The organism is Micromonospora reichwaldensis (assembly GCF_031845925.1).
Classification (GTDB): Bacteria; Actinomycetota; Actinomycetes; order Mycobacteriales; family Micromonosporaceae; genus Micromonospora; species Micromonospora reichwaldensis.
On the sequence record NZ_JAVRFL010000026.1, the window covers coordinates 1 to 26958 of the forward strand.

A 26958-nucleotide genomic window follows, 5' to 3' on the forward strand; every position below is an offset into this window, starting at 1 on the left:
ATAAATCATAATTGGCACTGGCTTATCAAGCACCCTGTTGAGTTCTCAAAGAACAACCACACACCGCCCAGAAACCCCACACCGTGGAGCACCCGACCCGGGGCATTTCGTTCATCATGTCCGCCGCATCCCGCGCCGGGCACTTTTACTACGTTACCCGGTGGTTTCCGCCGCGTCAAACCGCTTCGCAGCGATCCGCACCACTTCAACCCAATTTCCGGGCATCCCGATGACGTCGACTCTCGCCGACGGTCTCCGGGAAGTTCGGCAGACCGGCCGCTCCGCGGTTTCCCGCGAGCTCGCCCGGTTTCCTACCGGCCGTGAACCTTACCCGGTCGGCTCCGCCTCGCCAAATCCGCCTCGCGACGGATCCGGGGCACCGCCCGTGTCGACCCGGTGGGAGCACCCCACCCGGACCGATGGTCCCACCGCGCTCCGGCCTGTCCAGGGCTTTCACCCTGTTCGTCCGTTCCGCGCTGGCAGAGAGAAAGTTACGCCCGCCCGACAAGATCGTCAAATCCGGGGTGGGAGGGCCGCGTCACACCGTCGCGCCGGCGGCCAACGCGGCGGCCGTCGCCTGGTCGAGCGTGCCGTCGGCGACGACCACCCGGTGCCGCCCGGCGCGACTCGTACCTGCGGTGATCACCCTGGGCCGGTCGAAGGCGAACGCCACGCAGACCCCCGGGTACATCGCGGTGCGGACGAACCAGCGGTCGCCCTCCGCGAGCCCGGCCAGCACGAGCGTGTACGCGGCCCCGTCCGGCCCGGTGCCGGCGAAGGCCAGCCACGGCGCGTCGCTGCCGTTGACGGCGTCCTCCCCCTCGGCGGTGGCGGTGCACACCCGCGCGGGTGCCGCGCTGACCGCCCGCCAGAAGAAGCCGCCGTAGCCGGCGCCGCCCGGGCGTCCGTTGGTCGCCGGGCTGCCCAGGGTGACGTCCCGGTCGGCGGGGGCGGTCAGCGTGTACCCGACGTCGAGGGCCCAGGCCCGCTCGCCGACCCGCTGCGCGGCCAGCTCCCGCCGCTCGGTGAGCAGCACCGCCCCGTTCCGGTCCCGCCACTCCAGTTGGTGCGCGAGCCGTTGCGGGTCGCGGGTCTCCCATCGGGTGTGCGCGATGCGGCCGTGGTCGTCGCGCCACGTGTAGCCGGTGTCGCGGACGTAGGTGCGCCCGCCCCAGAGGTTGGTGCCGTCGACGTCCTGCACGGCCAGGGACGCGCCGAGGTGCCAGACGTGGTCGGCGGGAAACGCGTCGGTGACCACCGTCCCGCCGAGGGTCCGCACGGGATGCAGGTACGGGCGGGGGCCGTGCCGGGGGTCGATCGCCGGGTCGACGACGTACCGGGCCACCGGCACGTCGTCGACGCTGAGCTGCCGATCGTTCTCGGTCACGCCGGCCCGCCGGTCGTCGCCGGTCACGACTGTCCCACCGGGGCGGGCACGGTCCGCCGCGCGACGGCGTGCAGGGCGGCGACCAGGTACCCGGCGAGGATGGGCACCGCGACCGGGATGATCAGGACGGCGAGCAGCGCGGCGACGGCGCTGACCCCGCCGGCGGCGGCCCAGGTGCCCGGGCGGGCGCGGCAGGCGCCGGCGGCGGCACCGGCGGCCTCCCGCCAGCCGCGGCCACTGCGACGGCCGACCTCCACCACCACCAGCGCGGCGTACCCGGCCAGGGCGGCGGCCAGCACGACGGTGACCAGGAGCAGCGGCGCCCCGCCGGGGACCCGGCCGCCGGCCAGCGCGGCGACGTTCACGGCGAGCAGCCCGAAGACGGCGAGCGTCAGCACGCTCACCCCGGCGCCGGGCAGCAGGGCGCGGCCGTAGCGGGTCAGGTTCTCCCGCGCAGAGGGCCAGGAACCGATGGTGTACCGGTCGTGCACCGCCGCGCTCGCGGCGGCGACGGCCGCCGCCGCGGTGAGCACCGGCAGCGCCGCCAGGGTCAGGACGATGCCGACCACGGCCAGGTCCGTGGCGTCGGTGAGCACGTCCCGCCAGTCGCGGCGGGCCGGGCCGTCCTCCCGGTCCGGGCCGTCCTCCCGGTCCGGCCTCATCCCTTGAGTCCGCTCGTGTTGATGCCCTCCACCAGCATCCGCTGGAAGGCCACGAAGAACAGGAACACCGGCAGCAGCGACAGCACCGACATGGCGAACATCGGGCCGACGGCGCTCTGGCTCGTCGAGTCGATGAACAGGGTCAGCGCCACCGGCACGGTGTAGTCCTCGAGGTCGGAGAGGAAGACGAGCTGGCGGAAGAAGTCGTTCCAGGTCCAGATGAACGAGAAGATCGCCGTGGTGACCAGCGCCGGCCGGCTCAGCGGCAGGATCACGTGCCGGAAGATGCCGAAGGCGTTCGCACCGTCGATCTTGGCGGCCTCGTCGAGCTCGCGCGGGATGCCCCGCATGAACTGCACCATCAGGAACACGAAGAACGCCTCGGTGGCCAGGAACTGCGGGATCAGCAGCGGCAGGTACGGCCACTCGCCGCCCACCAGGCCCAGGCTGCGGAACAGGATGTACTGCGGCACGATCAGCACGTGCCCGGGCAGCAGGAGCGTCCCGATCATCACGGCGAACCAGACGCCCCGCAGCCGGAACCGCAGCCGCGCGAAGGCGTACGCGGCGAGCAGGCAGGAGACGCCGTTGCCGACCACGGTCAGCAGGCTGACCATCGCGCTGTTGAGGAAGAACCGGCCGAAGCTGAAGTCGAAGTTGGTCCACCCGTCGGCGTAGTTGCCGGGGGTGAACTCGTTCGGCAGCAGGCCGATGTTGTTGACGATCTCCTCCTGGCTCTTCAGGGAGGTACCGATCATCCAGAAGAGCGGGTAGAGCACGACCGCGACGATCGCGATCAGGATGAGCAGGCGCACGGCCTGCCCGCCGCCGCTGGCCCGGCGCGGGCCGCGCGGGCCGGTCGTCGCCGGGGTTGCCGTCGGGGTCGCCGTCGCCGTCACCGGTCCTCCCCGTCCGAGTAGTGCACCCAGAACCGCCCGGTGCTGAAGAAGATCGCGGTGATGATCGCGATGGCGAGCAGGAAGACCCAGGCCATCGCGGAGGCGTAGCCCATCTCCAGGTTGGTGAAGCCCGTGATGTAGAGGTTCAGCGTGTACATCAGGGTGGAGTCGACCGGGCCGCCGGTGCCGTTGCTGAGCACGAACGCGGCGGTGAAGCCCTGGAAGCCGTTGATGGTCTCCAGCACCAGGTTGAAGAAGATCACCGGCGAGAGCATCGGCAGGGTGACGGCGACGAACTGCCGCCACTTGCCGGCGCCGTCGACGGAGGCCGCCTCGTAGAGCTCGGTGGGCACCTGCTTGAGGCCGGCCAGGAAGATCACCATGGGCGCGCCGAACTGCCAGATGGCGAGCACCATGAGGGTCTCCAGGGCCCAGTCGGGGTCGTTGACCCACGGCTTGCCCTCGATGCCGAAGACGCCCAGCAGCGAGTTGAACGCGCCCTCGCGGTTGAACATGTTCACCCAGACGATGGCCAGCGCGACGCTGCCGCCGAGCAGCGACGGCAGGTAGAACAGGCCGCGGAACAGCCCGACGCCGCGCCAGGCGCGGTTGAGCAGCAGGGCCACCCCGAGCGCGGCCGCCAGCTTCAGCGGCACGGCGACCAGGGCGAAGGTGAGCGTCACCCGCACCGAGTGCCAGTACGACGGGTCGGCGGTGAACATGCGCTCGTAGTTGGCGAATCCGACCCACTCCACCTCGGAGAAGGGGGTGAGGATGTCGTAGTTCGTGAAGCTCAGGTAGAGCGACAGGAGCATGGGTATCGCCGTGACGGCCATCAGGCCGAGCAGCCAGGGCGACAGGAAGACGTAGCCGGCCAGACCGTCCCCGTGCCGGGCCCGCCCGACCCCGCGCCTGCCGGCGGGGGTCGGGACGGATCCGGTACGTCGTCGGGTCGGACCGGGCGCCGTGGTCAGGGCCACGAGCCGGTTCCTCTCGGTAGCGTCAGGGTCAGGCGATGGCGGACTTGCAGGCGGCGATGAACTGCTCCGCCGCCTGGGCGGAGCTGATCCGGCCGTACTGGGCGTTCTCGGCGGCCTTGATCAGCTCGGCGCGGACCTTGCTGTGCCCCTTGAGCGGGACCTGCGGCGCCTCGCCGAACTTCTCCGCCAGGTCGGACTCGACCTGGATCGACTGCTTCATCGCCGGGTCGGTGACGTCGTCGCTGACCACCCGGCGCAGGTCCAGGTTCGACGGCAGGCCCCGGTCGGTGCCGAGGATCTTGACCGCCTCGGGGTCGTTCGCCAGGAAGTTGATCACGTCGACCGCGACGTCCTTGTGCTTGCTGCCCTTGAACACCGACCAGTACATGGAGGCGCGGGCCCACTGGGCGCTCGGGTCACCGGGGTAGGCGATGACGCCCAGCTCGTCCTTGGTGTTCTTCTTCAGCTCCGGCATCTGGTTGACCCAGACCCAGCTGGTGCCGGCCTTGCCGGTGACCACGAGCTGCTTGGTGATGTCGGTGGCGTTGCCCTCGTGGATGACGTCGGGGGTCGGGGTGGCGCCCCGGTCCCGGGCGCCCTTCCACAGGTCGAACCACTTCGTCACGTCCTCGGCGGTGAAGCCGAGTTCCTTGCCCTTGTAGAGGTCCTTGCCCTGCTGGCGCAGCCACACCCAGAACGCCTTGTAGTCGGCGCTCGGGTCCTGGGTGCCGGGCACCTTGGTCTTCTTCGCGACCTGCTCGGCCCAGGCGATGTGCTCCTCCCAGCTCATCCCCGTGGTCGGCTCGGGCAGGCCGTTCTTGGTCAGCAGCGTCTTGTTGTAGACCAGGCCCTGGGTGTTCTCCCCCGAGGCCACGCCGGCGAGCTTGCCGTCGACCACGCCGTACTGCCAGAGGCTCTTGGGGAACTTCGACACGTCGAGGTCGCCGGAGTCCTTGTACGACGTCAGGTCGAGGGTGGTACTGCGCGAGGCGTACTCGGCCAGGTAGTTGTCGTCGATCTGGAAGAGGTCCGGCGGGTTGCCGCCGGCGGTGAGGGTGGCCAGCTTGTCGAAGTAGCCCTGGTTGGCCTGCCAGGTCTTCTCGAACGTGACGTTCGGGTGCTTCTTGGTGTAGAGGGCGAGGGCCTCCTCGGTCAGTTTCGCCCGGGCCTCACCGCCCCACCAGAAGACCGAGAGCTTGACCGGGGCGTTCGGGTCGGTGCTGGCCTCGTCGTCGCCGCCGCAGCCGGCGGCACCGAGGATCAGGGGCAGGGCGACGACCGTGGCGAGCAGGCCGCGGATCAACCGCCGACGGCGGACGGGGGTACGGTGAACGGGCACGGCCTGCGTGCCAGTGGTGGGGGGCGTTGCGGGGTGCATGTGCGCTCACTCCTTGGCGTTAGGAGGCGACGACGCCACCGGTGGCCGCGGTCGGGCGACCCGGGCCCGCAAGGCGATGCGGGCCCGGGACGACCAACTCGGCGTCGGGGCGGTTCCGACCGTCTGCCGGCGCGGCGGCGGTCGAGTCGCGGATGACCAGTTCGGTCTGGAGCATTACCTGTGCGGTGGTACGACGGTCGTCGCTCGTGACACCCCGACCGCCGCGTGAGCCACGGGCGGCGACGGTGTCGTGTTGCAGGAGCATGTCGACGGCCGTCCGGCCGGCGGCCGCGTTGGGCGTGGCCACCGTCGTCAACTTGGGCCGGGTGAGCCGGCTCAGGGCGATGTCGTCGATACCGACGACGCTCACGTCCTGCGGGACGTGCATCCCGACGGCGTCGAGCCCTTCGATCAGGCCGATCGCCATCAGGTCGTTGTAGGCGAGGACCGCCGTGGCCTCGCTGCGGCGGACCTGCTCGGCGAGGGCCGCGCCGCCGGTCTCGGTGGGCTGGTTGGGCCCGAGGACGGTGAACTCGGCGCCGCCGGCCCGCGCCGCGACGCCGGCCGCCCGGCGGATCTCCCGGCTGGTCCACGAGCCGCGCGGCCCGCTGAGCAGCGCGATCCGCCGGTGGCCGAGGCCGAGCAGGTGCTCGATGGCCGACCGGGCGCCCTGCCCGACGTCCATGGTGACGCACGGCAGGCCGGCGACCTGCCGGTTTATCACCACCAGCGGCACTTCGCGGCTGAGCTGCTCGATCATGCTGTTGCTCATCCGCGGGCTGCACAGCAGCACCCCGTCCACCTGCTTCGCGAGGGCGTGGACCAGCTCCTCCTCGGCGATCGGGTCCTCGTTGGTGTCGGCCACGAACACGTGGTAGTCGCGTTGGCGGGCCTGGCTCTCCGCCGCCTTGATCAGCGGCGGGAAGAACGGGTTGGCGATGTCCGCGATGATCAGGCCGATGTTGTGCGTACGGCCGGTGATCAGGGCGCGGGCGGCGCGGTTGGGCCGGTAGCCGAGCTCCTCGGCACAGGCCAGCACCCGGCCCCGGGTCTCCGGGTTGACCAGGTGCGGGGCCGAGAACGTGCGGGAGACCGTGGAGATGTGCACGCCGGAGGCCCGGGCGACGTCTCGGATGGTGGCTGGCACGGCGGGGCCCTTCGTCCAGTGTGGCTGGGGTCACGTCAGGTGCCGCCAATTAATGCAAACGGTTGTGCCGGTGTCAACGGCCGATGGTTACAGATGCGTTTCGGCCACGCTCCCACCATGCGCTGAAATACGGATCAAATCGGATCTATGCCGCCGGTTTGGCATCGATCGTTGACGCCGCCGCGCGGCGCGTGGTTATTTCGCTGCAAACCTTTGCAGCAACACGGGAGGCGGTCGACATGTCGTCCAGCACCGGTCAACGGGTCCGACACGCCCTGGTGGGCACCGGGTCCCGGGCCGAGATGTTCGTCCGGGCGCTGGTGCGCGACCACGCGGACACCGCCGAACTCGTCGCGTTCGCCGACGTCAACCAGGCCCGGATGGACGCCCACAACCGGTGGCTCGGCGAGCTGGGCCACCCGCCGGTGCCGACGTACCGGGCCGAGGACCTGGCCGCCATGCTCGCCAAGGAGCGCGTCGACGTGCTGGTGGTGACGAGCGTGGACGACACCCACGCCGCGCACGTCGACACGGCGCTGCGGGCCGGCTGCGACGTCATCACCGAGAAGCCGATGACCGTGGACGCCGCCGGCTGCCGGCAGATCCTCGACGCGGTCGCCGACACCGGGCGGCAGGTGCGGGTGGCGTTCAACTACCGCTACAACCCGCTGCACGAGAAGCTGCGCGAGCTGCTCGCCGACGGCGCGATCGGCGAGGTGGGCTCGGTGCACTTCGAGTGGCTGCTCGACGTGCGGCACGGCGCCGACTACTTCCGCCGCTGGCACCGCGACAAGGCGCACTCCGGCGGGCTGATGGTGCACAAGGCCGGCCACCACTTCGACCTGGTCAACTGGTGGCTCGACGCCACCCCCGTCGAGGTGTACGCCACCGGCCGGCTGTTCTTCTACGGCGAGGCCGGCCACCGGCACGGCTACGCCCGCGACTACGAGCGGGCGCACGGCTCCCCCGCCGCCGACGACGACCCGTTCGCGCTACGGCTCGACGCGCACCCGAAACTGCGCGAGCTCTACCTCGACGCCGAGGCCGAGGACGGCTACCAGCGCGACCGCAACGTCTTCGCCCCGGGCGTGGACATCGAGGACGACATGGCGGTGCTCGCCCGCTACTCCACCGGCGCGACGATGACCTACCACCTCACCGCGTACGCCCCCTACGAGGGCTACCGGGTGATGGTCAACGGCAGCCGGGGCCGCCTGGAGCTGGAGGTCGTGGAGAGCGACCACGTCAGCCCGGCGTCCGCCGGCGCGCTGAAGGGCGCGGCGCTGCACGGCGACGAGGCCGCCGCCGAGGCCGGCTCCGCCACGCTGACCCTGCGGCCGTTCTGGGCGCCGCCGCAGGTCGTACCCGTGGCCGGGCACACCCGCTCCGGGCACGGCGGCGCCGACGCCCGGATGGCCCGGGTCCTGATCGCCGGCGAGCCGGACCCGATGGGGCGGGCGGCGACCGCCCGCGACGGCGCTCTCGCCCTGCTCACCGGGCTGGCCGCGAACCGCTCCTTCACCACCGGCGCCCCGGTCCGGGTCGCCGACCTGCTCGACCTCTCCTGAGCCACGAACACCCTCCGAGGAGCCCCACCCGTGCCCACGACCGACCTGCTCTTCCCCGCCGACCCCGCGCAGCGCGCGGTGGCCCGCCGGCTGTACGCGCTGGCCGCGCCCCAGCCGATCATCTCCCCGCACGGGCACGTCGACCCGGCGATCCTGGCCGAGGACCGCCCGTTCCCGGATCCGGCGCGGCTGCTCATCGTGCCCGACCACTACCTCACCCGGATGCTGCTCAGCCAGGGCGTCCCCCCGGCCGACCTGGGCGTGCCCACCGTCGACGGCAGCCCCTCGGAGCCCGACGGGCGCACCATCTGGCGACGTTTCGCCGCGCACTGGCACCTGTTCCGGGGCACCCCCTCCCGGCTCTGGCTGGAGCAGACCTTCACCGACGTGTTCGGGGTGCGCACCCCGCTCTCCCCGGCCACCGCCGACGCCGTCTACGACGAACTCGCGGCCCGGCTCGCCGAGCCGGAGTTCCGGCCCCGGGCGCTGTTCGAGCGGTTCGGCATCGAGGTGCTCGCCACCACCGAGTCGCCCCTGGACGACCTCGGGCAGCACGCCAAGCTCGCCGCCGACGGCTGGGGCGGGCCGGGCGGCCGGGTGATCACCACGTTCCGGCCGGACAACGTGGTCGACATGGAGTTCGACGACTGGGCCGGCAACGTCGCGCGGCTCGGCGAGATCACCGGCGAGGACACCGGCACGTACGCCGGCTACCTGGCGGCGCTGCGCCAGCGGCGGGCGGCCTTCATCGCGGCCGGCGCCACCTGCTCCGACCACGGCCACCCCACCGCGCGCACCCTGGCGCTGGACGCGGACGAGGCGGCCCGGCTCTACGACAAGGGGCTGCGGGGGCTGGCCGACGCGGCCGACGCGGAGACGTTCCGGGCGCACATGCTGCTGGAGTTCGCCCGGATGTCGCTGGACGACGGTCTCGTGATGCAGCTGCACCCCGGCTCGGTGCGCAACCACAACCGCTGGCTGTACGCGCGGCACGGCCGCGACGTCGGCGGCGACCTGCCGCAGGCCACTGAGTACCTGCACGCGCTGACCCCGCTGCTGGACGCGTACGGCAACGACCCGCGACTGCGGGTGGTGCTCTACACCCTCGACGAGTACACCTTCAGCCGGGAACTCGCCCCCCTGGCGGGCGGGTACGCCGCCCTGTACCTCGGTGCGCCGTGGTGGTTCCTGGACTCGCCGGAGGTGCTGCGCCGCTTCCGCGAGTCGGTCACCGAGTCCGCGGGCTTCTACAACACCGCCGGGTTCGTCGACGACACCCGCGCGTTCTGCTCCATCCCGGTACGCCACGACGTGGCCCGCCGGGTCGACGCCGCCTACCTGGCCCGGCTGGTCACCGAGCACCGCCTCGGCGAGGACGAGGCCGCCGAGACCATCGTCGACCTGGCGTACCGGCTGCCGAAGAAGGTCTTCAAGATCGGAGAGAATGTCCTGTGAGTGTCACCGTCACCGCCGTCGACGTGCACGACGTGCGGTTCCCGACCGCCGCCGCGGGCGACGGCTCGGACGCGATCAACCGGGGCGACTACTCGGCCAGCTACGTCGAGCTGCGCACCGACGCCGGCGTCACCGGGGCCGGGTTCACCTTCACCAACGGTCGCGGCAACGAGCTGACCTGCGCGGCGATCGAGGCCCTCGCCCACCACGTGCGGGGCCGGACCGTGGAGGAGATCTTCGCCGACCCGGTGGCGTTCTGGCGCTCGCTCAGCGCCGACGTGCAGCTGCGCTGGCTGGGCCCGGAGAAGGGGGTCATCCACATGGCCACCGGCGCGCTGGTCAACGCGGTCTGGGACCTGCGGGCCAAGCTGGCCGGCAAGCCGATGTGGCAGCTGCTCGCCGAGCTGCCCACCGAGGAGCTGGTGGCCAGCATCGACTTCCACCACATCACCGACGCCCTCACCCCGGACGAGGCGGCGGCCATCCTCGACAAGGGGCTGGTCGGGCTGGACGAGCGCCGGGCCGGGCTGGAGCGCGACGGGTTCCCGTCGTACACCACCTCGGTGGGCTGGCTGGGCTACCCCGACGACAAGGTCCGGGCACTGACCCGGCAGGCGTACGCGCAGGGGTGGCGGGCGATGAAGATGAAGGTCGGCGGGCTGCCGGCCGACGATCTGCGGCGGGCGCGGATCATCCGGGAGGAGATCGGGCCGGACGCGCTGCTGATGATGGACGCCAACCAGGTGTGGGACGTCGACGAGGCGATCACCAACATGACCGCCCTGGCGGAGGTGGACCCGTACTGGATCGAGGAGCCGACGCACGCCGACGACATCCTCGGGCACGCCCGGATCGCGCGGGCGGTGACCGACCTGACCGACGGCCGGTGCCGGGTCGCCACCGGTGAGGTGGCCGCCAACCGGGTCATCTTCAAGCAGCTGCTCCAGGCCGAGGCGATCGGTGTGATGCAGATCGACGCCTGCCGGGTCGGCGGCGTCAACGAGGTCCTCGCCGAGATCCTGATGGCGGCGAAGTTCGGGGTGCCGATCTGCCCGCACTCCGGCGGCGTGGGCCTGTGCGAGTACGTCCAGCACCTGGCCGTCTTCGACTACCTGCGGGTCGGCACCAGCCTCGACGGCCGGATGGTCGAGTACGTCGACCACCTGCACGAGCACTTCGTCGACCCGGTGCGCACCCGCGAGGGGCGCTACCTGCTGCCGGAGGCGCCCGGCTACAGCTCCACGATGAAGCCGGAGTCGATCGCCGAGTTCCGCTTCCCGGACGGACCGGTGTGGCGATGACCGGCACCGCCCGGCTCGGTCTCGGGACGCTACGCCGGCTGCCGACCGAGAGCCGCCCGCTGATCCGCCCGGGCAGCGTGCCGGCGGGGATCGTGCACCTCGGGCTGGGCGCGTTCCACCGCGCCCACCAGGCGGTCTACACCGAGGAGGCGATGGCGCGGGCCGGGGGCGACTGGGGCATCGTCGGCGTGGCGCCACGCAATCCCGACGTGGTGACGACGCTGGCCGCGCAGGACAACCTGTTCAGCGTCACCACCACCAGCGCCCAGGGGTGCCACACCCGGGTCATCGGCGCGCTGGCGGGCACCCGGCACGCCGCCGGTGACCCCGCCGCCGTGGTGGCGCTGCTGGCCGACCCGGCGATCCGGGTGGTCACCCTCACCGTGACGGAGAAGGCGTACCAGCTCGACCCGGTGACCGGCCGGTTGAGGCCCGACCCGGAGGTCGCCGCCGACCTGCGCACCGACCGGGCGCCGGTCACCGTCCCGGGCCTGCTGCTGCGCGGGCTGCTCGCCCGCGCCGCCGCGCAGGGCCCGCCGTTGGCCCTGGTCAGCTGCGACAACCTGCCCGCGAACGGCCGCCGGCTGCGTGGCCTGGTCGAGCAGTCGGTGGCGTACGCGGGGGTGCCGGAGCCGCTGGCCGGCTGGGTCCGGGAGCACGTCAGCTTCCCCGGCACCATGGTCGACCGGATCGTGCCGGCCAGCACGGCGCAGACCCTCGCCGACGCCGAGCGGGCCCTGGGGGTGGCCGACCTGGCGGCGGTGGTAGCCGAGCCGTACCGGCAGTGGGTGATCGAGGACGACTTCCCGGGCGGCCGGCCGGCCTGGGAACGGGCCGGCGCGGTGCTCACCGCCGACGCCGGATCCTGGGAGCGGCTGAAGCTGCGCGCCCTCAACGGCGTGCACTCGGCCGCCGCCTACCTGGGTGCGCTGGCCGGCCGGGAGACCATCGCCGACGCGCTGACCCTGCCGCACCTGACGACCGTGCTGCGGCAGCTGGTCGCCGAGGACGTGGCGGCCAGCTTCGACCCGCCCGAGGGCGTCTCGGTCGTCGCGTACGGCGAGGAGGTGCTGACCCGGTTCGCCAACCCGGCGATCCACCACCGCACCCTCCAGGTTGCCCTGGACGGCTCGCAGAAGCTGCCGCAGCGGATCCTGCACACCATCGCCGATTTGCGGGCCGCGGGCCGGTCGGCGCACTGGGCCACGCTGGTGGTGGCCGCCTGGCTGCGCTTCGCGCAGGGCCACGCCGACGACGGCAGCCCCCTGCCGCTGGCCGACCCGCTCGCCGAGGAGATCCGCGCCGCGCTCGCCGCCGGAGCGAAGACCCCGGCGGGGGCCGTCGACGCGGTGTTCGCGCTGCGCGAGGTCTTCCCCGCCGAGGTGTCCGAGGACGACGACGTACGCGCCGAGGTGACAGGGTGGCTGACCGCCCTGCAACGGCACGGGGTGGCCGCGACGTTGGCGGGCGCCCGGTGACGGCCGCCGCCGCGGGGGTGCCACCGGGACGGGCCGGCGCCGTGCCGAGGGTCGCGATCGTCGGGGCCAACGGGCACGGGCGCTGGCACCGGCGGGTCGTCGCCCCACTGCACGCCGCCGGGCGGTTGCGGCTGGTCGCCCTGGTCGACGTACGTCCGATCGAGGACGAGCCGGCGGCGCCGGTGCCCGACGGCACCCTGGTCCACGCAGACCACCGGGAGATGCTGCGGGCTGCCCGGCCGGACGTGGTGGTGGTCTGCACCCCACCGCACACCCACCTGCCGATCGCCCTGGATGTGCTCGCCGCGGGCGCCGACCTGCTGTTGGAGAAGCCGCCGGTGCTGTCCACCGCCGAGCACCGGGAGCTGGCCGACGCCCTCGCCACGACGGGCCGGGCGTGCCAGGTGGGCTTCCAGGCGCTCGGCTCGGCGGCGCTGACGGAGCTGACCGACGCGGTGCGGGCCGGGCGGCTCGGTGCCGTCACCGGCATCGCGACGGTGGCGTCCTGGCAGCGCTCCGACGCCTACTACGCGCGGGCGCCGTGGGCCGGGCGGCGGACGCTGCACGGCCGCCCGGTGCTGGACGGCGCCCTGGCCAACCCGCTGGCGCACGCGGTCATGCAGTGCCTGGCGGTCGCCGAGGCCGCCGGGGACGGGCCGGTGGTCCCCGCGCGGATCGAGGTGGAGCGCTACCGGGTCCGGCCGATCGAGGTGGACGACACGGCGACCCTGCGGGTGTCGTCCCGTTCGGGACCGCCGATCGTCGCGGCCGTGACCCTGGCCGGGGAGGACTTCGTCGCGGGAGAGGTGATCGTGACGGGCACGGCCGGCCGGGCCGTGCTGGAGTACCCGACCGACCAATTGCTGCTGCCCGGCGACGCCGGCGCACGCGAGGTGCCGGGCCGGCGCGGGCTGCTGGAGAACCTCCTCGCCCACCGCGCCGACCCGGCGGTGCCGCTGATCGCGCCCCTGGCGCGGACCGCCCCGTTCACCGCGGTGCTGGAGGCCGTCACGACCGCGCCCGAGCCGACGCTGCTCGGCGGCGACCTCGTCACCGCCACGGGCGACGGCCCGCAGCGGGTACTGACGGTGCGCGGGATCAACCGGCTGCTGCGCCGGGCGGCAGACGAGGGGGCGCTGCTGTCGGAGCTGGCGGTGCCATGGGCGGTGGCGCCGCACCGCACGGACCTGATGGGACAGGAGGAACCGCAACCCACTGCAACTGAACCGCCCGCCTGAGGCGGGTCCATATCGGATATAGGGGCGTCAACCCGACCGAGGGCGGCCGGGGCGATACCGGCCGATTTGATCGGATGCAACACTTCTGCACACGTTTGTCATTGACGCGTATAAAACGCGAAACCTACCGTTGCCTGATACCCGACCGGCAACGAACAGGTGGTCCGATAGATGTGGAAGAAGGCAGTGGGCGCGGCGATGGTCGCCGTGACGCTCGCGGCGACACCCGGGAGCGTGACGGCGGCCCCGGCCCCGGACGGCGGGGCCGCTCCGGCGCAGAACGGCGCGGTCGACACGGCCGACAGCGGGCTCTCCTGGTTCGCCCGGCACCTCGGCCGGCAGGCGCTGCCGGCCGGGGACGGCTGGGCGGCTGAGGGGACCGGCACGACCGGCGGCACGGCGGCGACCCCGGAGCAGGTGCACGTGGTCTCCAGCCGGGCCGAGCTGGTCGCGGCCCTCGGCGGCGACAACGCCACCAACCGGGGCAACGCCACCCCGAAGATCATCTACGTCAACGGCGCGGTCGACGGCTTCGAGGGGCCCGACGGGAGCATCCTCGACTGCGCCGACCTCGCCGACCCGGAGTACTCGCTGGCGGCGTACCTCGCGGCGTACGACCCGGCGGTCTGGGGCCGGGTGGCGCCGAGCGGGCCGCTGGAGGCGGCGCGGGTGCGTTCGGTGACGAACCAGACCCGGCAGACCCAGATCAACGTCGGTCCGAACACCACGATCGTCGGCCTCCGGGGCGCCCGGCTGACCGGCCTGACGCTGATGCTCGACGGCGCGCACAACACGATCGTGCGGAACCTGACCTTCGACGACGCCCGGGACTGCTTCCCCGCCTGGTCCCCCACCGACGGCGCCGCCGGCAACTGGAACTCCCAGTACGACCAGATCTCGGTGCGCCGCAGCGAGCACGTCTGGATCGACCACAACACCTTCACCGACGGTGACAACCCGGACAGCGGCCAGCCCGTGCACCTCGGCCGGCCGTACCAGGTGCACGACGGGTCGGTGGACGTCACGCACACCGCGAGCCTGGTGACCGTGTCGTACAACCGGTTCGTCGGGCGGGACAAGGTCATGCTCATCGGCTCGTCCAACACCGTCGGCCCGGACGTCGGGCGGCTGAAGGTGAGCCTGCACCACAACCTCTTCGACGGGGTGCTCCAGCGGCTGCCCCGGGTGCGCTTCGGCCAGGTCGACGTGTGGAACAACCACTACCGGCTGGCCGGCGACGGCTTCGAGTACGCGATCGGCGTCGGGGTGCAGTCCGCCGTGGTCGCCGAGAACAACTTCTTCACTCTCGGCGCCGGCGTCACGGCCGACACCCTGCTCCACGACTGGGGCGGCACCGCCGTCACCACCCGCGGCAACTGGGTCCGCGCCGCCGGGGACCGGGCCCGCCCGGTCGACCTGGTGGGCGCGTACAACGCGGCGCACGAGCCGGACCTGGCCCCGGACGCCGGCTGGACGCCGACCCTGCGCCGTGGTCCGGTGCTGCCGGCGCCCGCGGTGCCGGCGGTCGTCGGGGCGCTGGCCGGCGCGGACCGGCTGCTCCTCTAGGACGCCGGCCGCCGCGCCGGGGCGCGCGGCGGCCGGACGGCCGGTGGGCCGCCGCGTCCGGCGCTCAGCGCGGCGGCCCACCGGTGCACACCCCCCACCACCAGGAGGTGCACCATGAACCGGACATCCCGCTCCCGGACGCGCACACCGAGGCTGCTCGGCGCGGCGCTCACCGCCGGCGCCCTGGCCGTCGGCACGGTGCTCGCGACCACCTCGTCCGCGCACGCCGACACCCTGTTCAGCGACACGTTCTCCGACGGCGCGGCCGACGGGTGGTCCCGCTCCGGCGGCAGCTGGTCGGTGGTGACCGACGGCTCGTACGCCTACCGGCAGTCCGGCACCAGCAGCGACGCCCGCGCCCTCGCCGGTGCGGGCACCTGGACCGACTACGGGGTGCAGGCCCGGGTCCGGCCGACGGGCTTCGGCGGGGCGAACCGGCACGCCGGGGTGATCGCCCGGGCGCAGAGCAGCAGCAGCTACTACGCGCTGGTGGTGACCGCGAGCGGCGGCGTGCAGCTGATCCGCCGTTCCGGCGGCGACCCGGTGTCGCTGGGCTCCGCCCCCGCCGGGATCACCGTCGGCAGCTGGGCGACGCTGCGGCTGGAGGCGGTCGGCAGCTCGCTGCGCGGCTACGTCGACGGCACGCTGCGCGTGCAGGCCACCGACGGGGCGTTCGCCGCCGGCCGGATCGGCCTGGCCACCTCGTACGCGAGCGCCACCTTCGACGACGTCCAGGTGGACACGGCCACCGGCGCCCCGCCCACCGGCACGCCGAGCGGCGGGCCCACCCTGCCGCCGACCGGGCCGCCGATCGACCCGGGCGCCCCGCCGGTCGGCTTCGCCTCGGTGCACGCGCTCGGCCAGAACGGCACCACCGGCGGGGCCGGCGGCCCGACCGTCACCGTGGACACGGCCGCCGAGTTGCTCACCGCGATCGGCACGGCCGGCCCGCTGACCGTGCGGGTGGACGGGATGATCGCGCTGCCCGGCCCGATGCACGACGTCACCTCGGACAAGACGATCGTCGGCGTCGGCGCCAGCTCCGGCATCACCGGCGGCGGGCTGAACATCGGCCTGCCGGTCAGCGACGCGACGAGCCCGCCGGCGAACGCCGTGCACAACGTGATCGTGCGGAACCTGAACTTCCGCAACACCGTCGACGACGCGATCAACGTGCAGATGTTCTCGCACCACGTGTGGATCGACCACAACGACCTGGCGTACGGCTACGACGGGCTGATCGACGTCAAGCGCGGGTCCAGCTACGTCACCGTGTCGTGGAACCACACCCATCACCACACGAAGAACATGCTGCTCGGCCACGACGACCGCAACGCCGCCCAGGACGTCGGCAACCTGAAGGTCACCTACCACCACAACTGGTTCGACCGCACGCCGCAGCGCAACCCCCGGGTCCGCTACGGCGACCCCGTGCACGTGTTCAACAACTACTTCGTCTACAACACCGACGTCGGGGTGGCCTGCCAGCTCGACTCCGGCTGCGTGGTCGAGGGCAACTACTTCGAGGACGTCGAGGTGCCCTGGTCGATCAGCTACTCCGGGGACCGGGGCCGCATGATCGCCCGCGACAACGTGCTCGCCGGCACCAGTGAGCCCGGCGACGCGGGCGGCACCGTCCAGGAGCCGCGCACGTTCTACCCGTACACCCTGACCGAGCCGGCCACCGTGAAGTCCGTCGTCACGGCCGGCGCCGGCACCGGCAGGCTCCCCTACTGACCGCCCCTCCGCGGACCGCCGGGCGCGGTTCGGCGCCGGGCATCGGCCCGGCGGTCCACGGCGCACCACACCCTCAGGGATCGATGCTCATCGATCATTTGATCACCACCAGGGAGGTCCCGTGCACCACTCCGACACTCGTCGGCGGAGGCACCGCCGAGGGTTCCTCACCGCGATCGGGGCCGCGCTCCTCGCGGTCGCCCTCACCGTCGGCATGGCCGCCACCGCCCACGCCGACACGCTCTTCTCCGACGACTTCTCCGACGGCAACTCGTCCGGCTGGACGGCCTCCGGCGGCAGCTGGTCGGTGACCGGCGACAGCGCGCGTGCGCTGCGGCAGGGCGGCACCAGCAGCGACGCCCGCTCGCTGGCCGGCACGTCGAGCTGGACGGACTACTCCGTCCAGGCGACCGTCCGGCCGACCGCGTTCAACGGGTCGAACCGGTTCGTCGCGCTGCTCGCCCGGGTGCAGAGCAGCACCAGCTACTACTACCTGGCCCTGCGCAGCAACAACACCGTCGAGCTGAAGCGGCTGAGCGGCGGCTCCGCCACCACGCTGGACACCGCCGCCCTGTCGGTCGACACCGGGACGACCTACACCGTGCGGCTGGACGTGGCCGGCGGCTCGCTCAAGGGGTACGTGAACGGCGCCCTGCTCGCCGAGGCGACCGACACCTCGTATGCCAACGGCCGGATCGGCGTCGCGACGTTCTACGCCAGCGCCGACTTCGACGACGTGCGGGTCGACTCGGGCGGCGCCGGCCCCACGCCGACGCCCACCAACCCCACGCCGTCGCCGACCGGCGACCCGGGCAACCCCGGCAGCAACGTGGCCGACGGCTGGGCCTCGGTCGACGCGTGGGGCCAGAACGGCACCACCGGCGGCGCGGGCGGCCCCACCGTCACGGTCACCACCGCCAGCCAGTTCGTCACCGAGGCGGCATCGAGCGGTCCCAAGGTCATCCAGGTCAGCGGCATGATCGCGCTGCCCGGCCCGATGCACGAGGTCACCTCGGACAAGACCATCGTCGGCGTCGGCGCCAATTCCGGGTTCACCGGCGGCGGCCTGAACATCGGCCTGCCGATCGACAACGCGGTCACCGCGCCGCCCGCCAACGCCGTGCACAACGTGATTATCCGGAACCTCAACTTCCGGAACTGGGCGGACGACGCGATCAACGTGCAGATGTTCACCCACCACGTCTGGATCGACCACAACACCTGGACCACCGGGGCGGACGGCGGCGTCGACATCAAGCGCGGCTCGTCGTACGTGACGGTCTCCTACAACCACGCCGACGGCACTGACAAGAACATGCTGCTCGGCCACGACGACGGCAACGCCGCCCAGGACACTGGCCGGCTGAAGGTCACCTACCACCACAACTTCTTCGACAACACCAACCAGCGCAACCCCCGGGTCCGCTTCGGCGACCAGGTGCACGTGTTCAACAACTACTACCTGAACACCGGCAACTACGGCGTCGCGTCCACCGAGGACGCCGGGGTCATCGTCGAGGGCAACCACTTCGAGAACGTCGACGACCCGTACCACCTGGCGGAGGGCTCCTCCGGCGACGGCCGGCTGGTCGCCAGGAACAACTGCCTGGTCAACTCCGGCGCCGGGCAGACCGGCGGCAGTGTGACCAACCCGCCGTACGCGTACACCGTGGGCCCGGCCTGCGACACGAAGGCTGTGGTCACCGCGCAGGCCGGGGTCGGTCGCGTCGGGCTGCCCGGCGGGCCGACGCCCCCGCCCGCCACCACGCCGCCACCGACCGGCACGCCGACCCCGACGCCGACCACGCCGCCGGCCGGGGACCTCATCGGCTGGGCCACCCAGAACGGCGGCACGACCGGCGGCGCCGGCGGCCAGACGGTCACCGTCTCCGACGGGCAGGCGCTCGCCGACGCCCTGGAGTCCTCGGCACCGCTGGTCATCCGGGTGCAGGGCGCGCTGACCATGCCCGACAAGATGAACGACGTCCGCAGCAACAAGACCGTGCTCGGCGTGGGCAACGCGACGCTGGACAACGGGCTGAACATCAGCGGCGCGAGCAACGTCATCGTCCGCAACCTGACCTTCCGGGGCTGGGACGACGACGCGATCAACGTGCAGGGCTCGCGCAACGTCTGGATCGACCACAACACCTTCGACGGCGGCTACGACGGCGCGGTGGACGTCAAGCGGGCCTCCGACTTCGTCACCGTCTCGTGGAACCGGGTCACGAACCACACCAAGAGCATGCTGCTCGGCCACGACGACGGGCACACGGCCGACATCGGCCACCTGCGGGTCACCTACCACCACAACTGGTTCGACGGGAGCCGGGAGCGCCATCCGCGCGTCCGGTTCGGCGACCCGGTGCACGTGTTCAACAACTACTATTTCGGCGCGGACTACGGCGTGGCGTCCACGATGGGCGCCGGGGTGCTGGTCGAGGGCAACCACTTCGAGAACGTGACCCGGCCCACCGCCGTCGGCTACGCCGAGTCGGGCCCGGGTGACCTGGTCCAGCGGAACAACATCTTCACCAACTCCGGCGCGCCGGAAAGCGCCGGCGACGTCGCCGCCATCCCCTACCCGTACCGGCTCGACGACGCGAGCGGGGTCAAGGCGGCCGTGACCGCCGGGGCCGGCGCCGGTCGGATCAACCCCTGAGCCGGACCCGGGGGTGGCGGTCGGGCCGACCGTCCGCACGACCCGGATCTGCGTGAAGTACCAGGGCGTGCCCAAGGGCAGCGAGCCCAGCGAGATCGGTGAGGGCGCCGACGGCACCAACTGCCTCTACTCGCCGTCGGACATCACCTGGCGATAGCCCCCACCAGGGCGGCGGCGGCCCCGCGGACCACCCGGTCCCGCGGGGCCGTCGCTTGTGGTCACCCTTTTCGCGGGGGCGTACGACCGCGACGGTAGCGTGGCGCCTCAGCACGGCCCGTGGGGCGGCTCTCCCGCCGGCGCGGCGCTCGCGATCGTACGGAGGAGGATGCATGTCCCACGGCGACGACCCGTTCGCGGCACGCGAGGACGCGGCCTCGCGGCCGAGCTTCGACCTCGCGCTGCGCGGCTACGACAAGCGGCAGGTGGACCGTTACGTCGAGCAGGTCGACGGCGAACGGTCGGCGCGGGCCGCGGAGCGGGAACGGGCCTCGGCCCAGCTGCGTGAGCTGACCGTCGAGGTGCACCGGCTGCGGGCCGAGGCGACCGAGCTGCGGGACCGGCCGGCGCAGCCGGACCGGGCGTCCTTCCGCGACCTCGGTCCGATGGTCGACCAGATCCTGGCCCTGGCCGAGAAGCAGGCCGGGGCCATCACCGACGCCGCCGGGCAGCGGGCCGCCGAACTCGAGGCCGAGGCGGAGCGGGTGCTCGCCGAGGCCCGCGAGCAGGCCACCACGACGCTGCGGGAGCTGACGGAGGAGGCGGCCGCGCGGCGCGACGAGCACGACCGGGAACACGAGGAACGCCGCGCCAACGCCCAGGCCGAGCTGGCCAGGATCCGGGAGGCGGCGGAACGGCTGCGGGCGGCGGGCGAGGCGGCCCACGACCACGCGGTGCAGGAGGCGAAGCGGATCGACGAGCAGACCGCCCAGCAGGTCGAGCAGGCCCGCGTCGAGTCCGAGGCGTTCCTGGCCTCGGCCCGCGCCCAGATCCAGCAGGAGGTGCAGGCGGCGCGTGCGAAGACCCAGCAGGAGCTGGGCCAGTGGCAGGCCGGCGTGGAGCGGGAGATCAACGAGCGCCGGGCCGCCGCCGAGCAGGAGATCGCCGAGCAGCTCGCGTCCGCCGAGCGGGAGCTCGGCGCCCAGCGTACGGCGGCCGAGCAGGAGATCGCGACGCTGATCGCGGAGGCCCAGCAGTACGCGGCCAAGGTCCGCCAGCACGTGGACGAGCAGGCCGCGACCCACCAGCAGCAGCTCGCCGCGACGCAGCAGGGCATCCGGGACCGGCGGGAGGCGCTGGCGCGGATGCAGTCCGAGCTGGACGCCGCCCAGCAGCAGCTGGCCCAGGCGCGGCAGGAGAGCGCGGGCGTCGAGCACGAGTTCGCCGAGGTGCAGCAGCGCCTCGCCGAGACCCGGCAGGAGCTGACCGACGAGCTGCGCCGCCTCGACGAGGCGCGCCGGGCCGCGGACTCCGCCGAGCAGCACGCCAAGGAGGTCCGCGCCCGGGTCAAGCGGGAGGCGAAGCGGGTGGCCGACCTGGCCGCGGCGGCGGTGATGGCGGCCGCCACGGGCGGCGCGGAGACCGCCGAGTATCCGCAGGTCGCGGCCCGGCCGAGGCCGGACCGGCCGGTGCCGGTGGCGGTGCGACCCGCCGGCGACGCGACCCCGGAGGGCAGCGACGACGCGGCGGCGACCGCCCCCGGCGACGGCGGGCGGGCCCCGGCCGAGGCGCCGGCGCCGCAGCCGGCGAACCAGGTGGTCACGGCCGGCTGACCGGCGCCGGGTGGTGCCCGGCGGCGGCCGACCGGCCCGCGCCGGGCAGACGGCGGTCGGTCGCCGCGGGCCGCACCGGTCAGGGGCGCATCTCGTACGCGCCGCTGAGCGCCGCCACCCGCGCCCACATCCGCGCCGTGCGCCCCGGATCCGCCGCGGGCCGGCGGACGTGCGCCAGCGCCCAGTCGGCCTGCTCGCCGGTGGTCGCCGCCCGGCCGTGCAGGTCGATGGCGTACGCGGAGAAGTCGCGGACCAGGACGTCGAAGATCTCGTCGAGCACGTCGCCGTCCAGGCCGGTCAGCTCGGCCTGCTCCAGGATCAGGTGGCCGTAGACGATCAGCGCGAAGAGCTGGCCGAGGGCGAGCAGGAAGTCGAGGTCGCGCTGCTGCTCCTCGCTCGGGGCGTGGGCGGCCAGCAGCGCGCAGAAGCCGTCGGCCTGCTCGCGGAAGCGGGCGACGTTGGGCACCTCGGCGTGGGCGTCGTAGGCGGCGCGCCAGTCGTGGAACCGGATCGCGCCCAGGCCCCGGGCCGGGCCCTGCCGGAAGAGGAACTCGTCGTCGGCGGCGTCGTGCCGGGTCGGCACCGGCGGGTGCTCGGCCGGATGGAACAGGTAGTTGGCCATGAACTTCATGATCAGCGTGAGGTTGACGTGCACCGTTCCCTCTAGCTTGGGCAGCCCGCGGATGTCCTTGGCGGCCTTGTCGAAGTAGGTGTCCGCCTCGAAGCCCTTGGCGGCGATGACGTCCCAGAGCAGGTCTACGACCCGCTCGCCCTCGGTGGTGACCTTCATCTTGGTCATCGGGTTGAACAGCAGGTAGCGGCGGTCGTCCGGGCCCGCCGAGCGGAAGTAGTCGACGGCGCGGTCGCTGAACAGCTTCATCGCGACCAGGCGCGCGTACGCGTCGGTCAACTCGCGCCGCACGTGCGGGAAGTCGGTGACCCGCCGGCCGTAGAGCACCCGGTTGTGGGCGTGGGTCACGGCCTCGTACATGGCGTGCTCGCAGATGCCGATCGAGGCGGTGCAGAGGTTGAACTTGCCCACGTTGACGGTGTTGAGCGCGGCGTCGAACGCGGCCCGCCCGGTGTGCAGCACGTCCTCGGGGCGCACCGGGTAGTCCTGGAGGCGGAACTCGCTCACGTACATCTGCGCGTTCACCACGTTGCGGACCAGGTGGTAGGCGGGGTGGCGGCTGTCGGCGGCGAAGAAGACGTAGCCGTCCGGTCCCTCGACGTCGGCGCGGCGGCCGAAGACCGAGACCAGCCCGGCGACGTTGCCGTTGCCGATGTAGTACTTGGCGCCGGTGGCGCGGAACCCGCCGTCGCCGTCGGGGGTGAGGACCATGTCGGTGGAGTAGATGTCCGCGCCGTGGGCGCGCTCGGAGAGGGCGAACGCCATCACGTGGCCGTCGGCGAGCAGCCCGGCGGCGCGGGCACGCGCGGCGGCGTTGTCGCTCTGCCAGACCGGCCCGAGGCCGAGCACCGTGACCTGCCAGGTGTACCAGTAGCCGAGGCCGTAGAAGCCGAGGATCTCGCTGAGCGCGGCGTTGCGCGCGGTGTCCCAGCGCCTCGCCGGGTCCCCTCCCCCGTCGGCGGCGGGCGTGCAGAAGGCGGCGAACAGCCCCTCCTTCGCGGCGAACTCCAGGAAGTCGGCGTACCACTCGTGCCGGTTGTAGGTGTCGAGCAGCGCCTTCCTGCCCCGGCCCTCGAACCAGTCGACGGTGGCCCGCAGCAGCCGGCGGGTGGTGTCGTCGAGGTGGGCGGGGTCGTAGCGGTGCGGGTTGAGCAGGAGCGAGTCCGCCATGGCGGGACTCCCTTCGGTGGGGTCGGGTCAGTCGTCCAGGGTGCGCAGGGTGGCCAGCACGTCGTCGAGCCAGGCGAGCACCATCCGCTCGTACGCGATGCCGCCGCGCAGCACGACGTGCTGGAGCGCCGCTGCGGCGTCGGGCGCGGCGGCGTCGGGGAAGTCCCGCCGCTCGCCGGCCAGGTAGCGGGCGAGCGTCTCCTCGTGGGTGGCGCGGTAGCGCTCGACCTCGGCGACGAGCGCGGCGCGGCCGGCGGCGTCGTCGAAGGCGGCCCCGCGGATCTTGACGGCCAGTTCGTGCCGGACCGCCTCGGGTTGGACGGGCGCGCGCAGCCAGTCCACCAGCGCGGCCCGGCCGGCCGGCGCCACCGAGAAGGACCGCTTGTCGGGGCGGCCCTCCTGGCCGATCTCCTCGGCGGTGACCCAGCCGTCGGCCTCCATCCGCTTGAGCACCCGGTAGATCTGCTGGTGGGTGGCCGTCCAGAAGCGGCCGATGGAGCGCTCGAAACGCCGGGCCAGCTCGTAGCCGGAGCCCGGCCGTTCGAGCAGGGAGACCAGGATCGCGTGTTCGAGCGCCATGCCCGCCATCCTGCTATGCAACTCGTTGCATAGCAAGTGCCGCCCAGGGTGGTCCAACCAGTTGACGGGTTGATGTGCGCCGCGCCACACTCCTCGGCATGGCGTTCGCTCCCGTCCCCCGCTCCTCGGTCTCCGACCACGTCTTCGGCCAGATCCGCGACGCGATCGTCAGCGGCGTCTACCGCCCCGACGAGGCGCTGCCCGGCGAGCGGGAGCTGGCCGCCACCTTCGGGGTCAACCGGCACGCCGTGCGGGAGGCCCTGCGCCGCCTTCAGCAGCTCGGCCTGGTGCGGGTCAGCCAGGGTGGCGCCACCCGGGTGCTGGACTGGCGGGTGCACGCCGGGCTCGACCTCGCCCTGTCGCTCACCCGCTTCCACGACACCCTCCCGGTGGACACCCTGGTCCGCGACATGCTGGAGATGCGGGCCTGCATCGGCGTCGACGCGGCGCGGCTCTGCGCCGAGCGCGGCGACCCGGCGGTGCGCGCCGCGATCCTGCGGGCCGTCGAGGAGTACGCGGGCCTGGCACCGGACCTGGCCGGGATGGGTGAGGCCACCATCGTGCTCTGGCGGCACATCGTCGCCGGCTCCGGCAACACCGCCTACCTGCTGGCCTTCAACAGCCTGGTGGCCGGCGCGCTCGCCGTCGGCGAGGTGCCGCCGCAGCGGCGCGCCGCGGAGCTGCTCGACGTCGCGGGCCACCGCCGGCTCGCCGACGCCGTCGTCACCGGCCGGGCCGCCGACGCCGCCCGCGAGGCGCGGGCCCTGCTCACCGCCCCCCTCACGACCCCCGCCGCAGCTCCGAGAAGGGAAGCCCGGGCATGATCCCCGCCGTGCTCTACGCCGTACCGGCGTTCCTGCTCCTCATCGTCGTCGAGGCGCTCTCCTACCGGTTCGCCCCCGACGACGGCGAACGCGGGTACGAGGTGCGCGACACCGCCACCAGCCTGACCATGGGCGCCGGCAGCCAGGTCATCGGCGTGCCGTGGAAGCTGGCGACGATCGGCCTCTACGCCGCCGCGTACACCGTCACGCCGATCCAGCTCTCCCCCACCAGCGTCTGGACGTGGGTGCTGCTGTTCTTCGCCGACGACCTCGCCTACTACTGGTTCCACCGGTCGCACCACGAGGTGCGGCTGCTCTGGGCCGGGCACGTGGTGCACCACTCCAGCGTCTTCTTCAACCTCTCCACGGCCCTGCGGCAGAGCTGGACCCCGATGACGTCCGTGCCGTTCTGGCTGGGCCTGGCGCTGCTCGGCATCCCGCCGTGGATGATCTTCCTCCAGCAGTCGGTCAGCCTGCTGTACCAGTTCTTCCTGCACACCGAGCGGGTCGGCCGGCTGCCCCGGCCCGTCGAGTGGATCTTGAACACGCCCTCGCACCACCGGGTGCACCACGGCGCCAACGCCGAGTACCTCGACCGCAACTACGGCGGCATCCTGATCGTCTGGGACCGGCTGTTCGGCACCTTCGAGCCCGAACGGGCCGCCGTCCGCTACGGCCTGACCAAGAACATCGACACGTACAACCCGCTGCGGGTGGCGACGCACGAGTACCGGGCGATCTGGGCCGACGCCCGGGCCGCCTCGTCCTGGCGGCACCGCCTCGGCCACGTGTTGGGCCGGCCGGGCTGGCAGCCCACCCCGCAGGCGCAGCCGGCGGTGGCCCGATGAGCCTTCTCTGGCTGTTCGGCGTGGTGGCCGCCGTCGAGCTGATCGGCGTGGCGACCGACTCGACCCTCCTGCAGTGGCTGGCGAAGCCCCTGCTCGCGCCGGTGCTGCTGGCCCACCTGCTGCGGGTACGCCGGCGCGTCGACCCCGTGGCCGTCGGGCTGGTCTTCGCGACCGGCGGCGACATCGCGCTGCTGGTCTCCGGCGACACGGCGTTCCTCGTCGGCATGGGATGCTTCCTCGGCACCCAGGTGGCCTTCCTGACCGCCTTCCTGCGCCACCGGCGCCCGCCGGTCGTCGCGGTCGCCGCCTACCTCGCCTGCTGGGTGGCGGCCAACCTGGTGCTCTGGAACTCCCTCGGCCCGCTGCGGCTGCCGGTGCTCGGCTACAGCCTCGCGCTCAGCCTGATGGCCGCCGCCGCGGCCGGCGTCTCCCGGCGCGTGGCCCTGGGCGGTGGGCTGTTCCTGGTCTCCGACCTGCTGATCGGGATGGACGCCGCCGGCTCCCGGATCCCCGGCCACGGCCTGGCCGTGATGACCACCTACATCGCGGCCCTGCTGCTGATCACGACCGGCTGGCTGGCGGCCACCGCCGGGCGCGCCCGGCCCACGGCCGGCACCGGCAGCCCCGCGGGCGCCCCGGGGCCGGTGTCCGGCAACGCCCGTTGACCGGGCCGACGGCGCCCCCGCTCCATCCCGGACCGGGGGCGCCGTCGGTCGTCGCGCCGCTCAGTTGTACGGCATCGTCGGGAACCAGCCCACCCCGAAGATCGCGGGCACGCGCAGGTCCCAGTACACGACGGTGAAGACGCCCAGCGCGACCAGCAGTGCGCCGGTCACGGTCGCGGCGCGCCGCGGCGACGCCATCCAGGCGAGGAACCGACCCCGGCTGGCCAGGATGAGGACCGCGAAGAGCGCCGCGACGATCAGCACGTTGCCCAGCGACTGGAGGGCGAAGGCGAGCGCCCCGTACGCCGGGTTGCCGGTGTCGACCGCCCAGTGGAACAGCTTGTTGAACAGCGGGTACGGCCGGCCGACCAGGAACCCCCCGACCAGGGCGCCCATGACGACCACCCGCGCCACCGGCCGGCGCGCGAAGACGTCCGGCAGCAGGCCGAGGGCCGCCAGCCCGAGGTAGGTCAGCGCGAGACCGATCAGGCCGAAGACCACCGACGACTGGATCAGGCGTACGGGCATCCCGCCCACGGTGTCGGTGGACAGCTGCGGCAGCCGTTCGCCGAGCAGCACCCCGAGCGCGCCGTAGGTCGCCGACACCGCCAGCATGCCGACCGTCAACCAGGCGACGGGCCGCAGCAGCGACCGTACGCCGTGGCGCTGCCCGGCCGCGCCGGCCTGGCTCATCGGGCCGACCGAGGCCGCCATCGCGATGTTGCAGGCGGTGAAGGTCCCGGCGAAGCCGGACACGAAGGCGAACAGCAGCCCCGCCGCGGTGCCGGTGATGGCGGTGCCCTTCGCGTCGTGGCCCAGCAGGGTGTCGGCGACGGTGTCGCCGATCACCGAGTCCACCAGCTCGAACGACCAGAGCACGGCGAGCAGCACTCCCGCCGCGGCGCTGATCACCGCCGTCCGTCCGGGGCGGGCCACCGGCCGGGGTACGGATTCCGGCGGCACACCTCGCGGTGGGGCCTGCGGGCTGCGGTGCACGCTCATCGCCCAGCTCTC

The 26958-nt window shown here is 73.0% G+C and carries 22 protein-coding genes; 13 read left to right on the top strand and 9 right to left on the bottom strand.

The genetic code is table 11. From position 1 onward, the window contains the following. Nucleotides 1-538: 538 nt before the first annotated feature. From RM555_RS20985 to RM555_RS21010, 6 genes are all read right to left on the bottom strand, one after another. The gene (locus tag RM555_RS20985) at nucleotides 539-1414 is read right to left on the bottom strand and encodes a DUF6807 domain-containing protein (protein ID WP_311413339.1); all 876 of its coding nucleotides are present in this window, start codon (nucleotides 1412-1414) and stop codon (nucleotides 539-541) included. After that, nucleotides 1411-2049 carry a hypothetical protein gene (locus tag RM555_RS20990; protein WP_311413340.1) on the bottom strand — a complete coding sequence of 213 codons (639 nt, stop codon included), beginning with the start codon at nucleotides 2047-2049 and terminating at the stop codon, nucleotides 1411-1413. Before RM555_RS20990 ends, RM555_RS20985 begins: the two co-directional genes overlap by 4 nt. After that, nucleotides 2046-2807 (bottom strand): carbohydrate ABC transporter permease, encoded by a 762-nt coding sequence (locus tag RM555_RS20995; protein ID WP_132238380.1) that lies wholly within the window; start codon nucleotides 2805-2807, stop codon nucleotides 2046-2048. The genes RM555_RS20990 and RM555_RS20995 overlap by 4 nt, the downstream gene beginning before the upstream one ends. A 137-nt stretch (nucleotides 2808-2944) precedes the next feature. Beyond that, complete coding sequence (locus RM555_RS21000) at nucleotides 2945-3928, bottom strand: carbohydrate ABC transporter permease (protein ID WP_311413341.1); 984 nt, start codon at nucleotides 3926-3928, stop codon at nucleotides 2945-2947. 28 nt (nucleotides 3929-3956) lie between these two features. After that, complete coding sequence (locus RM555_RS21005) at nucleotides 3957-5306, bottom strand: ABC transporter substrate-binding protein (RefSeq protein WP_311413342.1); 1350 nt, start codon at nucleotides 5304-5306, stop codon at nucleotides 3957-3959. Between the two features lie 19 nt (nucleotides 5307-5325). Then, entirely contained in the window at nucleotides 5326-6453 is a 1128-nt protein-coding gene (locus RM555_RS21010; protein WP_311413343.1) for a LacI family DNA-binding transcriptional regulator, read from the bottom strand. A 239-nt stretch (nucleotides 6454-6692) separates the two neighbouring features. On the opposite strand from RM555_RS21010, the gene RM555_RS21015 reads away from it, so the two are divergent. The 10 genes from RM555_RS21015 (at nucleotide 6693) to RM555_RS21060 (ending at nucleotide 21227) form a co-directional block, all read left to right on the top strand. After that, nucleotides 6693-8021 carry a Gfo/Idh/MocA family protein gene (locus RM555_RS21015; protein WP_311413344.1) on the top strand — a complete coding sequence of 443 codons (1329 nt, stop codon included), beginning with the start codon at nucleotides 6693-6695 and terminating at the stop codon, nucleotides 8019-8021. Between the two features lie 30 nt (nucleotides 8022-8051). Beyond that, entirely contained in the window at nucleotides 8052-9476 is a 1425-nt protein-coding gene (gene uxaC, locus RM555_RS21020; protein ID WP_311413345.1) for a glucuronate isomerase, read from the top strand. Then, nucleotides 9473-10777, top strand: coding sequence for an enolase C-terminal domain-like protein (locus RM555_RS21025; protein WP_311413346.1), 1305 nt, complete (start codon nucleotides 9473-9475; stop codon nucleotides 10775-10777). The genes uxaC and RM555_RS21025 overlap by 4 nt, the downstream gene beginning before the upstream one ends. Further along, the gene (locus RM555_RS21030; RefSeq protein WP_396888820.1) at nucleotides 10774-12255 is read left to right on the top strand and encodes a mannitol dehydrogenase family protein; all 1482 of its coding nucleotides are present in this window, start codon (nucleotides 10774-10776) and stop codon (nucleotides 12253-12255) included. Before RM555_RS21025 ends, RM555_RS21030 begins: the two co-directional genes overlap by 4 nt. A 41-nt stretch (nucleotides 12256-12296) precedes the next feature. Beyond that, nucleotides 12297-13493 (top strand): Gfo/Idh/MocA family protein, encoded by a 1197-nt coding sequence (locus RM555_RS21035; RefSeq protein ID WP_311413348.1) that lies wholly within the window; start codon nucleotides 12297-12299, stop codon nucleotides 13491-13493. Nucleotides 13494-13664: 171 nt separating this feature from the next. Then, nucleotides 13665-15059 (top strand): pectate lyase family protein, encoded by a 1395-nt coding sequence (locus tag RM555_RS21040; RefSeq protein WP_311413349.1) that lies wholly within the window; start codon nucleotides 13665-13667, stop codon nucleotides 15057-15059. A gap of 114 nt (nucleotides 15060-15173) precedes the next feature. Further along, nucleotides 15174-16796, top strand: a complete 1623-nt coding sequence (locus RM555_RS21045) for a pectate lyase family protein (RefSeq protein WP_311413350.1) — start codon at nucleotides 15174-15176, stop codon at nucleotides 16794-16796. 121 nt (nucleotides 16797-16917) lie between these two features. Beyond that, nucleotides 16918-19458, top strand: coding sequence for a pectate lyase family protein (locus tag RM555_RS21050; RefSeq protein WP_311413351.1), 2541 nt, complete (start codon nucleotides 16918-16920; stop codon nucleotides 19456-19458). 13 nt (nucleotides 19459-19471) lie between these two features. Then, nucleotides 19472-19615, top strand: a complete 144-nt coding sequence (locus tag RM555_RS21055) for a hypothetical protein (protein WP_311413352.1) — start codon at nucleotides 19472-19474, stop codon at nucleotides 19613-19615. Nucleotides 19616-19787: 172 nt separating this feature from the next. Next, nucleotides 19788-21227, top strand: coding sequence for a coiled-coil domain-containing protein (locus RM555_RS21060; RefSeq protein ID WP_311413353.1), 1440 nt, complete (start codon nucleotides 19788-19790; stop codon nucleotides 21225-21227). Nucleotides 21228-21306: 79 nt separating this feature from the next. On the opposite strand, the gene RM555_RS21065 is transcribed toward RM555_RS21060, so the two are convergent. Both RM555_RS21065 and RM555_RS21070 read right to left on the bottom strand, forming a co-directional pair. Next, nucleotides 21307-23028, bottom strand: a complete 1722-nt coding sequence (locus RM555_RS21065) for an acyl-CoA dehydrogenase family protein (RefSeq protein WP_311413354.1) — start codon at nucleotides 23026-23028, stop codon at nucleotides 21307-21309. A 27-nt stretch (nucleotides 23029-23055) separates the two neighbouring features. Next, nucleotides 23056-23607: a PadR family transcriptional regulator gene (locus RM555_RS21070; RefSeq protein ID WP_311413355.1), complete on the bottom strand. Its 552-nt coding sequence runs from the start codon at nucleotides 23605-23607 to the stop codon at nucleotides 23056-23058. A 98-nt stretch (nucleotides 23608-23705) separates the two neighbouring features. Here RM555_RS21070 and RM555_RS21075 point away from each other — a divergent pair, with 98 nt between their 5' ends. Genes RM555_RS21075 through RM555_RS21085 form a run of 3 tightly spaced genes read left to right on the top strand, consistent with a single transcriptional unit; the run spans nucleotide 23706 to nucleotide 25944 of the window. Beyond that, the gene (locus RM555_RS21075; RefSeq protein ID WP_311413356.1) at nucleotides 23706-24431 is read left to right on the top strand and encodes a FadR/GntR family transcriptional regulator; all 726 of its coding nucleotides are present in this window, start codon (nucleotides 23706-23708) and stop codon (nucleotides 24429-24431) included. After that, entirely contained in the window at nucleotides 24428-25279 is an 852-nt protein-coding gene (locus tag RM555_RS21080) for a sterol desaturase family protein (RefSeq protein ID WP_311413357.1), read from the top strand. Before RM555_RS21075 ends, RM555_RS21080 begins: the two co-directional genes overlap by 4 nt. Continuing rightward, entirely contained in the window at nucleotides 25276-25944 is a 669-nt protein-coding gene (locus tag RM555_RS21085; RefSeq protein ID WP_311413358.1) for a lysoplasmalogenase, read from the top strand. Before RM555_RS21080 ends, RM555_RS21085 begins: the two co-directional genes overlap by 4 nt. A 60-nt stretch (nucleotides 25945-26004) precedes the next feature. Here the strand turns inward: RM555_RS21085 and RM555_RS21090 are convergent, their stop codons facing one another. Beyond that, the gene (locus RM555_RS21090; protein ID WP_311413359.1) at nucleotides 26005-26946 is read right to left on the bottom strand and encodes a hypothetical protein; all 942 of its coding nucleotides are present in this window, start codon (nucleotides 26944-26946) and stop codon (nucleotides 26005-26007) included. Nucleotides 26947-26958 lie beyond the last annotated feature (12 nt).

What these genes read in the sequence shown, in the direction of transcription:
- RM555_RS21080 (WP_311413357.1), top strand. Translation starts at nt 24,428, where the DNA reads ATGATCCCCGCCGTGCTCTACGCCGTACCGGCGTTCCTGCTCCTCATC.
- RM555_RS20990 (WP_311413340.1), bottom strand. Translation starts at nt 2,049, where the DNA reads ATGAGGCCGGACCGGGAGGACGGCCCGGACCGGGAGGACGGCCCGGCC.
- RM555_RS21015 (WP_311413344.1), top strand. Translation starts at nt 6,693, where the DNA reads ATGTCGTCCAGCACCGGTCAACGGGTCCGACACGCCCTGGTGGGCACC.
- RM555_RS21005 (WP_311413342.1), bottom strand. Translation starts at nt 5,306, where the DNA reads ATGCACCCCGCAACGCCCCCCACCACTGGCACGCAGGCCGTGCCCGTT.
- RM555_RS21040 (WP_311413349.1), top strand. Translation starts at nt 13,665, where the DNA reads ATGTGGAAGAAGGCAGTGGGCGCGGCGATGGTCGCCGTGACGCTCGCG.
- RM555_RS20995 (WP_132238380.1), bottom strand. Translation starts at nt 2,807, where the DNA reads ATGATCGGTACCTCCCTGAAGAGCCAGGAGGAGATCGTCAACAACATC.
- RM555_RS21065 (WP_311413354.1), bottom strand. Translation starts at nt 23,028, where the DNA reads ATGGCGGACTCGCTCCTGCTCAACCCGCACCGCTACGACCCCGCCCAC.
- RM555_RS21060 (WP_311413353.1), top strand. Translation starts at nt 19,788, where the DNA reads ATGTCCCACGGCGACGACCCGTTCGCGGCACGCGAGGACGCGGCCTCG.
- RM555_RS21085 (WP_311413358.1), top strand. Translation starts at nt 25,276, where the DNA reads ATGAGCCTTCTCTGGCTGTTCGGCGTGGTGGCCGCCGTCGAGCTGATC.
- RM555_RS21070 (WP_311413355.1), bottom strand. Translation starts at nt 23,607, where the DNA reads ATGGCGCTCGAACACGCGATCCTGGTCTCCCTGCTCGAACGGCCGGGC.
- RM555_RS21075 (WP_311413356.1), top strand. Translation starts at nt 23,706, where the DNA reads ATGGCGTTCGCTCCCGTCCCCCGCTCCTCGGTCTCCGACCACGTCTTC.
- RM555_RS21090 (WP_311413359.1), bottom strand. Translation starts at nt 26,946, where the DNA reads ATGAGCGTGCACCGCAGCCCGCAGGCCCCACCGCGAGGTGTGCCGCCG.
- RM555_RS21045 (WP_311413350.1), top strand. Translation starts at nt 15,174, where the DNA reads ATGAACCGGACATCCCGCTCCCGGACGCGCACACCGAGGCTGCTCGGC.
- RM555_RS21030 (WP_396888820.1), top strand. Translation starts at nt 10,774, where the DNA reads ATGACCGGCACCGCCCGGCTCGGTCTCGGGACGCTACGCCGGCTGCCG.